Source organism: Dokdonella soli, assembly GCF_039523175.1.
In the GTDB taxonomy this organism is placed as follows: domain Bacteria; phylum Pseudomonadota; class Gammaproteobacteria; order Xanthomonadales; family Rhodanobacteraceae; genus Dokdonella_A; species Dokdonella_A soli.
In genome coordinates this window covers 39629-52732 of record NZ_BAAAEU010000001.1, presented here as the reverse complement: position 1 = coordinate 52732, position 13104 = coordinate 39629, and the positions used below count along the sequence as shown (strand labels likewise).

Sequence of the window (13104 nt, the reverse complement as noted above, 5' to 3'; positions counted from 1 at the left end):
GGCGCTGGCCGGCAATAACCGTTCGAACAATAACGCCTGCAGCCACAGGTGGGCCGGCGCGTAGCCGCAGTTCGACGAAAACCCTACGCGACGAAGGCCCGCCCAGTGCGGGCCTTCGTCGTTTTCAGGCATGGCTTTTCAACGAGGGAAACTCACATGTGTTCGATCTTCGGGATGTTCGATCTGCAGCCGGGCGACGACCTCGCCGCGTTACGCCGGCTGGCATTGGAGCTGTCGCAGCGCCAGCGCCATCGTGGGCCGGACTGGAGCGGGGTGTTCGTCGATGCCGGCGTGATCCTGGTGCATGAGCGCCTGGCCATCGTCGATCCGGCCAGCGGCGCGCAACCGCTGTGTTCGCGCGATGGTACCTTGGCGCTGGCGGTGAACGGCGAGATCTACAACCACCGCGAGTTGCGCGCCACGAGCGCATACGACTTCACGACGGGTTCCGACTGCGAAGTGATCAACGCGTTGTACCGCGAACAGGGTGCGGACTTCGTCGGCCAGCTCAACGGCATCTTCGCGTTCGCGTTGTGGGACAGCGCGGTGCAACGCTACCTGATCGCGCGCGATCCGATCGGCGTGTGTCCGCTGTACTGGGGCCATGACGTGCACGGGCGTCTGTGCGTCGCCTCGGAGATGAAGGCACTGGTCGGCGTTTGCGCCGACGTGGCGGCGTTCCCGCCGGGCCATGTCTACGACAGTGCGAACGGTGAACTGCGCAGCTACTACCACAAACCCTGGCGCGACCACGCGCATACGCAGGGCACGGAAGTGACTGCGCCGATATTGCGCCGCGCATTCGAGCAGGCCGTGCATCGACAGCTGATGACCGACGTGCCGTACGGCGTGCTGCTTTCCGGTGGACTGGATTCCTCGCTGGTCGCCGCCTGCGCCGCCCGCTATGCGCGCGAGCGCATCGAGGACGATGACCGCAGCGAAGCGTGGTGGCCTCGCCTGCATTCGTTCGCGATCGGACTCGCAGGTTCGCCGGACCTCGCTGCTGCACAGGTCGCTGCGGATGCGCTCGGCACCGTGCACCACGGCTTCGTCTACACGTTCTGGGAAGGCCTGGATGCGTTGCCGGAAGTGATCCGGCATATCGAAACCTATGACGTCACCACGATCCGCGCCGCGACGCCGATGTTCCTGCTGGCACGACGGATCAAGGCGATGGGCGTGAAGATGGTGCTCTCAGGCGAGGGCTCGGACGAACTCTTCGGCGGTTACCTGTACTTCCACAAGGCGCCCTCCGCCGAGGCGTTCCACGAGGAGACCGTGCGCAAGCTCGATGCACTGCACAGCTACGACTGCCTGCGCGCGAACAAGGCGATGATGGCGTGGGGCGTGGAAGCACGCGTGCCGTTCCTCGATCTCGAATTCGTCGACGTGGCGATGGGCATGGATGCGAAGCACAAGATGGCCGGGACCCTGCCGGACGGAAGCCGCAGGATCGAGAAAGCGGTGCTGCGCGAGGCATTCCAGGGCGCGCTGCCCGATGCGATCCTGTGGCGGCAGAAGGAGCAGTTCAGCGATGGCGTCGGCTACGGCTGGATCGATGGCCTCAAGGCCCACGCGGAGCAGGCGGTCAGCGATCGCGAGTTCGCCGCGGCGGCTGCGCGCTACCCGTTCAACACGCCCGCAACCAAGGAGGCCTATTTCTACCGACGCATCTTCGAGCAGCATTTCCCGGGCGAAGCCTGCGCGGCGACCGTGCCGGGCGGCAAGTCGATCGCCTGTTCGTCACCCGCGGCGCTGGCCTGGGATCCTGCGTTCGCGAACGCGGCCGATCCATCGGGCAGGGCGGTGCGCGATGTGCACAGCCACGCACTGGCATGACCTGTTTGCTATCCTTGCGTGCTTTACCGACGGCGCCGACCGGCAGCCCGCAGCCACTGGTTCAACCCATGATCGAAACCAATCCGATCCTCTCGCGCATCGCGGACCTCAAGGGCCGCGTCGAGTCGCTTAGGGGGTATCTTTGACTACGAGACCAAGGCCGAACGTCTCGAGGAAGTAACCCGGGAACTCGAAAACCCCGACATCTGGAACAACCCGCAGCGCGCGCAGGATCTCGGCAAGGAACGCGCGAGCCTGGACCGCATCGTCGGCGGCATCCGCAACCTGACCGAGAGCCTGGCCGAAGCCGGTGACCTGCTCGACCTCGCGATCGGCGAGAGCGACGAGGGCACCGCGGTCGCGGTTGCGGACGACGTCGAGGCGCTCGCCGCGAGAGTCGAGAAGCTCGAATTCCAGCGCATGTTCTCCGGCGAGATGGACAGCGCGAACGCGTTCGTCGACATCCAGGCCGGTGCCGGCGGCACCGAGGCGCAGGACTGGGCCGAGATGCTGTTGCGCATGTATCTGCGCTGGGCCGAGGCGCGCGGCTGGAAGACCGAGCTGCTGGAAGCTTCGGCGGGTGAAGTCGCCGGCATCAAGAGCGCGACGTTCCGCGTCGAGGGCGACTACGCCTACGGCTGGCTGAAGACCGAGATCGGCGTGCACCGGCTGGTGCGCAAGTCTCCCTTCGACTCGGACAACCGCCGCCACACGAGTTTCACTTCGGTGTTCGTCTCGCCGGAAGTCGACGACGACATCGATATCGAGATCAACCCAGCCGACCTCAAGACCGATGTCTATCGCTCGTCCGGCGCCGGTGGTCAGCACGTCAACAAGACCGAATCGGCGGTGCGCATCACGCATGGACCGAGCGGCATCGTGGTGGCCTGCCAGACCGAGCGCTCGCAGCACGCGAACCGCGACCGCGCGATGAAGATGCTGAAGGCCAAGCTCTACGAGATGGAGATCCAGAAGCGCAACGCCGAGAAGGATGCGCTGGAAGCGACCAAGTCGGACATCGGCTGGGGCAGCCAGATCCGCAACTACGTGCTCGACCAGTCGCGCATCAAGGACCTGCGCACCGGTATCGAGCGCACCGACACGCAGAAGGTGCTGGACGGCGATCTCGATGGATTCATCGAGGCGAGTCTGAAGGCCGGCCTCGAGGCGGGCGCCAAGCGCGCGGATGCCTGAGCGGCAACGGCCCCTCCCGAAGTCCGGGAGGGGCGCATCGATGCGTGCGGTGTACTACCTCTGCGTCGACAAGTCCGGCCGGATGGCATAGACCGTGTAGTCATAGTCCTCGAACGAGCTGCTGAACTGCTTCAGTGTTGCGTCGGCGGACTCCTCCGATCCCAGCGATTTCGCCAGTACCTTGCGCAACGGAGGATCAGGGTCGGCCATGTCGGCGTAGCTCTTCATCGGAATGACGATGCGCAGGCGGTCAGCGCCACCGATCAGCCAGGCGAGCCGGTAGTGGTACGGCCATTTTTCATCCGTTATGCCTTTCTGGATCTTGGCCAGCGCAGCCGCCATCTCGCCGCGTGAGCCGCCCTTCAGGCGCCGCGAGTAAACGCCGAAGTATTTGTAGTCCTTGATATTCTTGCTGTCGATCCATTGGCTGTGCTCGGCATCGGTCTCCTCGAAGAAATGCTCTACCCGCGCGACGTGCACGCCCACCTGCTGCTCGTAGGCGTCATTGGCCTTCGCCTTGGTTTCCCAGGCTTCTTCGGCATCGAAATCCTTCCACTGGTGGTCATCGGAGCGGATCACGTAATAGGTGAGGTCGGTGCCGACGATCGGCTGGTAGGTCACCCAGGTGAACGGCTCGCCGGCATTCTTGCGCCAGGCGGCATGTTGCTTGACCGCCGCCTCGAATTCCTTTTCCTGGCCGGCCTTGGGCCACAGGACCCACCTGTCGGCGATATTGCCGGGCGCAGCCTTGGGCATCGCCTTGTCGGCGGCAACGGCCGCCATCCCGGGCAGCAGCACAAACACCAGCGCCAGCGCCAGCATCGCAGCCAGCGTCGAATGGAGACATCGAGCTTTCATAGTTCGTCCTCCGTCAGTGGATGTCGTGGATACCCCGCCCGGGCGGCGCTACCGCCAATGCGACGGGACGTGCAGTATGGACCTCGCGAATCGCCACGCAATCGTGGGCGCGGAGTGGGGTAACTGGATTAAACTGCGTGTTTTTGCCGCTGTACGATGCAAACGAAATTCGCGCGATCGCAACGCACGGGCATCACGCCTGCCACACCCTCACGGATACAACGATGACGTCCAACACCGGTCCCGCCGGGACAGTCGACCCGACCCCGGCCACTGCACAGCCCGCTGACGAGAACAAATTGATCGCGGAACGGCGCGAGAAGCTGCGCGCGTTGCGCGAACAGGGCATCGCCTTCCCGAACGATTTCAGTGTCGACGCTTTTGCCGGCGATCTGCAGGCCGAGTTCTCGGATGCGGAGCGCTGGAGCGCGGAAGCGATCGACGCTGCTGCACGCCGCGTAGCGGTAGCCGGACGCATCGTATTGAAGCGCGTGCAGGGCAAGGTCAGTTTCGTGCAGATGCAGGATGTCAGCGGGCGTATCCAGCTGTTCATCCACCAGGGCACGGTCAGCGAGGGCGTCTACGAGGCGTTCAAGGGTTGGGATGTCGGCGACATCGTCGGTGCCGCGGGAACCTTGATGCGCACCAAGACGGGCGAGTTGTCAGTGCGCGTGGAGGCGCTGCGCCTCCTGACCAAGTCGCTGCGACCGTTGCCGGACAAGTGGCACGGCCTCGCCGATGTCGAGCAGCGTTATCGCCAGCGCTATGTCGACCTGATCGTGACGCCGGAAGCGCGGCGTGTATTCGAACTGCGCTCGGCGGTGATCCGCTACATCCGGCAGTGGCTCGAAGCCGCGCCACGGCGGTTCATGGAAGTCGAGACGCCGATGATGCATCCGATTCCGGGAGGCGCGACCGCGAAGCCGTTCGTGACGCACCACAACGCGCTCGACCTGCAGATGTTCCTGAGAGTTGCGCCTGAGCTGTACCTCAAGCGCCTCGTCGTCGGCGGCTTCGAGCGCGTCTACGAGATCAACCGCAATTTCCGCAACGAGGGGGTGTCGACGCGGCACAACCCCGAGTTCACGATGCTCGAGCTGTACCAGGCTTACGCAACCTACACCGACGTCATGGACCTGACCGAGGCGATGATCCGTGAGACCGCGCAGGCGACGCTCGGCAGAACGAATCTGAGCTGGGAAGGCTGTGAGATCGACGTCGGTGCGCCGTTTCGGCGCTGGGCCATGGCCGAGGCCGTACGTCATCACAATCCCGAGATCGGCGGGCACGAGATCGGCGACCGCGACGCGCTGGCTCGACATTGCACGCGGCTCGGCATCGCGATCAAGTCCGACTATGGCGCCGGCAAGTTGCTGCTCGAGATCTTCGAGAAGACCGTCGAGCACACGCTGGTGCAGCCGACCTTCATCACCCAGTACCCGACCGAAGTCTCGCCACTGGCGCGAGCGAGCGATGCCGATCCTGAAGTGACCGACCGCTTCGAGCTGTTCATCTGCGCAAAGGAACTGGCCAACGGATTCTCCGAGCTCAACGATCCCGAGGATCAGGCCCGGCGTTTCCTCGCCCAGGTGCAGGCCAAGGATGCGGGTGACGACGAAGCAATGCACTTTGATGCCGACTACATCCGCGCGCTCGAGTACGGCATGCCGCCGACCGGCGGTCTCGGCGTCGGTATCGACCGCCTGGTGATGTTTTTCGCGAATGTACCCTCGATCCGCGACGTCCTGCTGTTCCCGTACATGCGTCCGCAAGCATGAGTTCAAATACTTTGTATACTTTGACGGGGCGCCGCGAAATTCTCGCGGTGTGAGCTGCGCGGCAGTTCCGAAGCCTGGCGCCTGCCAGGCCGGATCGTTCCGGACGGGTGTGCTAGCCTAATGGCAGCGAACTCGGTGCCGGCTGCGCAGCCGTTTCTGCGCCACTTTCCGGTGCGTCGCCAGCGGGCGATGTGTCGACGGATCGTCGCGAATGGATCGCCCGACCTGCGCCCATTGCGGAGAGTTTGCGTGAATGTACTGATCGTCGACGACCAGCCTTCCGCGAGGACGATGCTCCGGCATGTCGTCGAGGCGATCGGGCCTGGCATTCACGCGACCGATTTCGGGAATCCCGTCGAAGCACTGCGCTGGTCCGAGGGTAACGTCGCGGATCTCGTGCTGCTCGACTACCGCATGCCCGAGATGGACGGCCTTGAGTTCGCGCGCCGGTTCCGACGCTCACTGTCACGCCGTGACGTGCCGATCGTGCTGATCAGCGTGGTCGGCGACGAGCCCGTGCGGCAGGCCGCGCTCGAGGCCGGGGTCATTGATTTCCTGGTCAAGCCGGTACGGCCGCGCGAATTGCGCACGCGCTGCAAGAACCTTCTGCAACTGCGCCAGCAGGGCGAATCGATCAAGGAACGCGCGCGTTCGCTCGAGGAACGGGTCCTGGAGGGCTTGCACGAGGTCGAGCAACGCGAGCGCGAAACCCTGTACCGGTTGGCCAAGGCGATCGAATACCGCGACCTCGGCACGGGCATTCACCTGCTGCGGATGTCGCACTACGCCGAGGTCCTTGCCGAAGCCATGGGCATGGCCGACGAGGACGTCCGCACCCTGACCTCGGCCGCGCCGCTGCACGATATCGGCAAGATCGGTGTTCCCGACGCGATCCTGCTCAAGCGTGGCAGCCTGACCGAAGAGGAATTCTCGGCCATGCGCCGGCATCCGCTGATCGGCTACGAGATCCTGCGCGACAGCCCGAGCCGTTTCGTGCAGATGGGCGCCCTGATCGCTTTGCGTCACCACGAGCGCTGGGATGGCAGTGGCTATCCGGACGGTCTCAAGGGCGAAGAGATTCCGCTTCCGGCGCGCATCGTCGCGGTCGCCGATGTATTCGATGCGCTGACGTCGGAGCGGCCCTACAAGCATGCCTGGTCCCCGGAAGAGGCCTTCGACTACCTTAAGGCCAACAGTGGCACGCTTTTTGATCCATCCTGCGTAGATGCCCTACTTGCCAATCAAACGCGTATTCTCGAAATCCTGCACGCCAGATTGGCGCCGCCGAGTCTCGGTGTCTGATCCGGCGGGCTCCGGGCCCATCGTGGATTGAGACAATGAATTCCGCCCTTGCCAGCCTCAAGGCGCGTTACGCGAAGCGGCCCGACAGCGAGCACGAGCAGGCGATCATCCGCCTCGGAATCCTCGGCATCGTTCTCGTCTACCTGTTCGGCGTAGGCAGTATCGCCGGGTTCCATGATGCGGCCCTGCGCATGGTCTTCGTGTTCGTTGCCGTCGAATCCGTGGCCGGTTCGGCGATCCTGGCGGCAATAGCAATGTGGCCCGGCGTATCGCGCGCACGCCGCATCGCCGGAATGCTTGTCGACTACACGATGATGGGCGCCGCGATGCACCTGATGGGCGGGCGTCTGGCGCCGGTCTATGTACTCCTGCTCTGGGTGACCATCGGCAATGGTCTGCGCTATGGCACACGTTATCTGATGATAGCGGTGGCGCTGGCCAGCATCTCGTTTCTCGCCGTCATCACGATGACGCCTTACTGGCTGGAGAACCAGGCGCTGGCCTGGGGTCTGCTGGTGGGCCTGATGGCGATCCCGGCTTACCTGACCTCATTGCTGCGCGCGTTGACCCGGGCCACCGAGGACGCACGCCGCGCCAACGAGGCCAAGAGCACGTTCCTGGCGAACATGAGCCACGAGTTCCGCACGCCGCTGAACGGCGTCGTCGGCATGTCGGAGCTGCTGTCGACGACCCGGCTTACGTCGGAGCAGCGCGAATGTGCGGACGTCATTCGCGCTTCGGCCAGAGCGCTGCTCGCGCTGGTCGAAGACGTGCTCGACATTTCGGCGATCGAGGTCGGCAAGCTCAAACGCGCCGAACTGGATTTCCGGCTGACGGACATCCTCGATGGTATCCACGTCATGCTGCAGCCGGTGGCGGCCAGCAAGGACATCGCTTTCGATATCGACGTCGAAGGGAACGTGCCGACCGGCCTGCACGGCGACGGCGATCATCTGCGCCAGATACTGATGAACCTGATTTCCAATGCGATCAAGTTCACCGAGCGGGGCAGTGTGTGCGTCCACGTTGAGCGGACCCGCACGGAAGCGAACGACGCGGCCGTGCTGATGTTTTCGGTGCGCGATACCGGCATCGGCATCCCGGCTGAAGCCCAGCAGCGCATATTCAAGGCCTTCGAGCAGGCTGACACAGGCCATGGCCGGCGCTTCGGCGGAACCGGCCTCGGTACGACGATCGCGAAATCGCTGACCGAACTGCTCGGCGGCAGGATCGGCTTCGAGAGCACGGAGGGCGTGGGGACGCATTTCTGGGCGGAAATCCCGTTCAGGGTGAACGCGGCGGCCTCGGAAAAGGCTTATGTGCAACGCGCCGGCGAAAATGTCATTCCGTTCGACGATCCGTTCGTGCGGCATCGCGCACGCGTCAAACCGCTGCGCGTACTGATCGCGGACGACCAGCCGGCCAACATCACTGTGCTCTGCCGCTTGTTGGAAAAGGCCGGGCACAGCGCCCGCACGGTCCGCAGCGGCGAGGAAGTGTTTTCGGCACTCGAAGCCGAGAGTTTCGATGCCGTGATCATCGATCTGCACATGCCGGGCATCAGTGGTCTGGACGTGCTCAAGCAGGTCAGGGTCATGCAGGCGGGCCGCGAGCTGACTCCTTTCATCGTGCTTAGTGCGGACGCTACCGCGACGACGATGCGTGCCTGTGAAATGGCTGGAGCACGCAATTTCCTGACCAAGCCGATTGCGTTGAATCGACTGCTGGAGGCTTTGGCGGATTTGACGCTTGCTCGCGCGGATTCCGAAGTGCAGGTACTCCAATCGAGTACCTGCTCAGGTGTTCCTTCCAGAGACGCCGAATCGGTTATCTCCCGTCAAGTCCTCGAAGAGCTGGCCGAGCTTCAGCTCGGTCCAGGATTCGTCGACTTGTTCGTCGGCGAATGCCTGCGCGATGCATTGAAGACGATCAGCGATCTCGAGCGCAGCGGTGCGACGGCGCAATGGGACATGTTCCGCGACCAGTGCCACGCGCTGAAAGGCGTGGCCGGAAACGTAGGCGCTTCGCGCCTCGCAGGCGCAGCGTCGGAGACCATGAAGCTGGGCAACTGGCAGCTTCCGCGGGAGTGGCAGGCGCGCGTCCGACAATTGCGCGAGCAGCTGGAGGCGACGCGGTTGGCGCTCAGGGACTCACTGCCAGGAGAGAAGCTCGACAGCGGGCCGGATCGAATCGGATGATCCGGCCTCGCAAGTCCTGTATCCCGGGGGTGTGACCCCCGTCAACGTGCGGCAACGTTCGCAATCGGTGCTACCGCGGCATCCGTGTCTTCCACCGCAGCCGGACGCTTCTGCTGGGCGCGAACGAGGCGTTCCATCGTGCGCAGCGACTTCTCGCCGAGCTGCATCGCGGTATCGACCCAAATCTCAGTGATCTGCATCAATTCAGCGAGCGTCACCGCATTGCCGATCTGGCGCAGGCGGTTCAACGCGGTGCGCGCATGCGGGATGCGCTGGTTTCGGCGAATCAGGTTGTGCACGGCCTGCACCCCTTCTCCCTTGGGCACGAGCACATCGACGAGGCCCAGCCGGTGCAGTTCGTCGCTGGAGTAGATCGTTCCATTCAGCATCATCTCCTCGGCAAAGCGCGGGCTGACGCGCTGGCGGAGGAACGAGTAAGCGCCCATGCCGGGGAACAGGTCGAACAGGACTTCCGGGAAGCCCATGCCGACGCCGCTCTCCGCAACTACCGTCTGGCAGGACAGGGCGAGTTCGAGGCCACCGCCGAGCGCGTCGCCCTGCACCAGGGCCACGGTATGCACGTTGCGGTTCAACCCGGCATGGATCTCAAGGACGCCTTCCACGCACAGGCGCGCATAGGCGAGCAGGTGCTCGCGATTGCGCTCGCGGATCAGCCTGCAGAAAAGCTCCAGATCGCCACCAAGATTGTAAACATTTGCGTCGGATGCCATGACCACATGCGTCAGGTTGGCATCGGCATTGGTGGAACTCAGCGTGAGATGGTCGGATGTGCGCTTGAGGAAGTCGCGCATTTCCTTCATCAAGGCGACGGAAAAGCAGGCGCGATATCCGGTGTCGCGCGGAAGACGATGCGCATGCATGAAGCACCAATGTGCATTCGCGACTGGATCCTCAATCGTGCGCAGCAGGCGATAGTCGTGGTTACGATGCAACATTTCGACGGCGGTCATGGCTTGTACCTCAGGACAGGACACCGCTCGTTGATCGTAAGCCGAGCGGCAAACGCTCTGCACCCCAGTGCTCCCCGGAACGGGACGATCCGGGGCAGTCTAACGCAAGCATCACCGGTCATTGACAATTTGCGTCAAATATGACCATACGGCGATTTATGTGTTAAGAAGTTAATCGGGAATATCCGGCATGCCGCGATTCCGCAATAATGCGGGGTCTGGATCTTGCATGGGGGCGGAGTTCTGAGGGAAATGATGACAAACCAGGCAAACAAAAGCGGCCTTCGCTCCGCACGCATGTCGATCCGTTCGGCGGTATTCATCAGCAGCGGCCACAACGCGTGGAGCAGCGAGATCGAGGATATCTCCGCAACCGGTGTGCTGGTCGGAAAGCCGGACAACTGGAGCGGCGCGGTCGGCGACGTCTTTGCGCTGGATATGCTGATCGGCGACTCGCTCGACATCCATGTCGAGGCGCGGCTCGCTCGCGTGACCGACGACCGGCTCGGGTTCGCCTATGCGCGGATCCCGGAAAACAAGGAAGTGCCGCTCTGGAACCTGCTCGGCGGCTACGCGGACCGGCTCGAGCCTTATTCAACCTGATGCCATGCGGTGCCGCACCAATGGCGGACGCCGCCGGCTAATGCGTTGGGGCGGCAGCCATGGATTCTCGCAATTCGCGACGCAGGATCTTGCCGACATTGGTTTTCGGCAGTGAATCGCGGAATTCGATGTATTTGGGCAGCTTGTAGCCGGTGAGATTCGCCTTGCAGTGCGCGCGGATCGCCTCTTCGGTCAGATTCGGGTCCTTCCTGACCACGACGATTTTCACCGCCTCGCCGGATTTTTCGTCCGGCACGCCGACCGCAGCGACCTCGAGGATGCCCGGCAGCTGCGCGACGACATCCTCGATCTCATTCGGATAAACATTGAAACCGGATACCAGGATCATGTCCTTCTTGCGGTCGACGATGTAGACGAATCCTTTTTCGTCGATGCGGGCGATATCGCCGGTGCGCAGCCAGCCGTCAGATGACAACACCTTGGCGGTCTCGTCGGGGCGGTTCCAGTAGCCTTTCATCACCTGCGGGCCGCGCACGCACAGCTCGCCGGTCTCGCCGTTCTTGAGCACGTTGCCGTCGTCGTCGCGGATGCTGATGTCGGTCGACGGGATCGGCAGGCCGATGGAGCCGTTGTATTCGGGGATGTCGAGCGGGTTGATGCAGACCGCGGGACAGGTTTCGGTCAATCCGTAGGCTTCCGCGAGCGTGCAGCCGGTCATGCTCTTCCAGCGATCGGCGACGGCACGTTGCACGGCCATGCCACCGCCAAGAGTCAGATGCAGCTTGGAGAAATCGACTTGGTCGAAGCCGGGCGTGTTGAGCAGTCCGGCGAACAGGGTGTTGACGCCGGTCAGTGCAGTGAAACCCGTCGACCGGATCTCGCGCACGAAGCCTGGCATGTCTCGTGGGTTCGTGATCAGGTGGTTGAAACCGCCGACTCTCGCGAACACCAGGAAGTTCGCGGTCAATGCGAAGATGTGGTACAGCGGCAAGGCGGTGATGACGACTTCCTCGCCCTCGCGCATGGTCGGGCCGATCCATGCGTATGCCTGCAACATGTTCGCGACCATGTTGCGGTGGGTCAGCATCGCGCCCTTGGCGACGCCGGTCGTGCCGCCGGTGTATTGCAGAAATGCCAGATCGTCCGGGCTGACGTCGATCTTGCCAAGCTTCGAGCGCGTGCCGCGGCCGAGCGCCTCGTTGAAGCGGATCGTGTTCGCGATCGAATACGGCGGCACCATCTTCTTGACATGACGCACGACAAAATTCGTGATCGCCGACTTCGGGAAGCCGAGCAGGTCGCCGATGCCGGTGCAGATAACGTGCTTGCATGAAGTACCGCCGATGACCTCGGCGACCGTGTGCGCGAAGTTGTCGAGGACCACGATCGCACTCGCGCCGGAGTCGTCTAGCTGATGCTTCAGCTCGCGCGGCGTATACATCGGATTCGTGTTCACGACCGTCAGGCCGGCGCGCAGCACGGCCATGATCGCGATCGGATACTGCAGCACATTCGGCAGCATCAGTGCGACACGATCGCCCTTGGCCAGCTTGAGATCGTTGACCAGGAAGGCCGCGAACGTCGCGCTGAGCCTGTCGAGATCGCCGTAGGTAATGCTGCGACCCATGTTCGTGAAGGCGGGTCGGTGGCGAAAGCGGTCGCAGCATTCCTCGAGCAGCGCAGCGACGGAGCGGTATTGGCCAGGGTCAATCTGTGCCGGAATGCCCTTCGGATAGTTTGCCAGCCAGGGTCGCTCTTCGATCGCCATTCTTCCTCCGTGGTCCGCCGCGGCTGCACGCGGCATGCTTGATACGGCCGAACGTCCGGCGTGCACGCACAAACCGGGCCAGCGCCAGCGGAGCCATCTGCGTTACGCTCCGCGGTGCCAAGTCTCGCGCGATTGCAGCATAACGCCGGAACAAGCGGCAAGCCGCATTGCAGCGTTGACATTCCGTATCGGAGGGTTTGCGAGATGCGCTGGTGGACGACGCTCGCCTGCTCGATCTTCGTCGCCGCGTGCGCGCGGCAATCCGACGCGGATGCGGTCCGCGCCGCGATCATGGAAATCAGCCGCGCAACCGAAGCGCATCAGAGTGCCGATGTGCTCGCGCGCGTCAGTGACGACTTTGCCGGCAACACCGGCGAGGTCGATCGGGCCCAGCTCGCGAATCTGCTGCGTATGCAACTGCTCGCGAACCGGAGCATCGGCGTGCGGCTGGGCGGCATCGATGTGGACATGTCCGGCGAGCGTGCGACGGCGCGCTTTGATGTGACGCTGACCGATGCGTCCGGCCGCTGGTTCGCGGAGCGCAGCACGACCCTGCATTTCGTCACCGGCTGGCGCCGCGAACGCGGTGCCTGGCGCTGCTACAACGCGAGCTGGGAGCAGAAGCCCTAGCG

10 protein-coding genes are annotated in these 13104 nt (G+C 63.6%); 7 read left to right on the top strand and 3 right to left on the bottom strand.

All coding sequences use genetic code 11. The annotated features are described in order from the left end of the window. The first annotated feature begins 156 nt into the window (after nt 1-156). Both asnB and prfB read left to right on the top strand, forming a co-directional pair. Entirely contained in the window at nt 157-1839 is a 1683-nt protein-coding gene (asnB, locus tag ABD002_RS00245; protein ID WP_343785932.1) for an asparagine synthase B, read from the top strand. 68 nt (nt 1840-1907) lie between these two features. Further along, nucleotides 1908-3033, top strand: a protein-coding gene (prfB, locus tag ABD002_RS00240; protein ID WP_343785930.1) for a peptide chain release factor 2 whose coding sequence is annotated in 2 segments (ribosomal slippage) — nt 1908-1982 and nt 1984-3033 — 1125 coding nt in all. Because the reading frame shifts where the segments join, the coding sequence is not laid out codon by codon here. A gap of 54 nt (nt 3034-3087) precedes the next feature. On the opposite strand, the gene ABD002_RS00235 is transcribed toward prfB, so the two are convergent. Next, the gene (locus ABD002_RS00235; protein WP_343785928.1) at nt 3088-3855 is read right to left on the bottom strand and encodes a hypothetical protein; all 768 of its coding nucleotides are present in this window, start codon (nt 3853-3855) and stop codon (nt 3088-3090) included. 260 nt (nt 3856-4115) lie between these two features. Here ABD002_RS00235 and lysS point away from each other — a divergent pair, with 260 nt between their 5' ends. From lysS to ABD002_RS00220, 3 genes are all read left to right on the top strand, one after another. Next, on the top strand, nt 4116-5669 hold the full coding sequence (lysS, locus tag ABD002_RS00230; RefSeq protein ID WP_343785926.1) for a lysine--tRNA ligase: 1554 nt from the start codon (nt 4116-4118) through the stop codon (nt 5667-5669). Nucleotides 5670-5858: 189 nt separating this feature from the next. Continuing rightward, nucleotides 5859-6971 (top strand): HD domain-containing phosphohydrolase, encoded by a 1113-nt coding sequence (locus ABD002_RS00225; protein ID WP_343786715.1) that lies wholly within the window; start codon nt 5859-5861, stop codon nt 6969-6971. A 35-nt stretch (nt 6972-7006) separates the two neighbouring features. Further along, nucleotides 7007-9169, top strand: coding sequence for an ATP-binding protein (locus ABD002_RS00220; RefSeq protein WP_343785924.1), 2163 nt, complete (start codon nt 7007-7009; stop codon nt 9167-9169). A 41-nt stretch (nt 9170-9210) separates the two neighbouring features. On the opposite strand, the gene ABD002_RS00215 is transcribed toward ABD002_RS00220, so the two are convergent. Continuing rightward, complete coding sequence (locus tag ABD002_RS00215) at nt 9211-10140, bottom strand: crotonase/enoyl-CoA hydratase family protein (RefSeq protein ID WP_343785922.1); 930 nt, start codon at nt 10138-10140, stop codon at nt 9211-9213. Between the two features lie 297 nt (nt 10141-10437). Between ABD002_RS00215 and ABD002_RS00210 the strand changes: the two genes are divergently transcribed. Then, the gene (locus tag ABD002_RS00210; RefSeq protein ID WP_343785920.1) at nt 10438-10743 is read left to right on the top strand and encodes a PilZ domain-containing protein; all 306 of its coding nucleotides are present in this window, start codon (nt 10438-10440) and stop codon (nt 10741-10743) included. A gap of 37 nt (nt 10744-10780) precedes the next feature. Here ABD002_RS00210 and ABD002_RS00205 read toward each other — a convergent pair whose 3' ends face one another. Further along, nucleotides 10781-12472 carry an AMP-binding protein gene (locus ABD002_RS00205; RefSeq protein WP_343785918.1) on the bottom strand — a complete coding sequence of 564 codons (1692 nt, stop codon included), beginning with the start codon at nt 12470-12472 and terminating at the stop codon, nt 10781-10783. 204 nt (nt 12473-12676) lie between these two features. On the opposite strand from ABD002_RS00205, the gene ABD002_RS00200 reads away from it, so the two are divergent. After that, nucleotides 12677-13102 (top strand): hypothetical protein, encoded by a 426-nt coding sequence (locus ABD002_RS00200; protein ID WP_343785916.1) that lies wholly within the window; start codon nt 12677-12679, stop codon nt 13100-13102. Nucleotides 13103-13104: the final 2 nt, after the last annotated feature.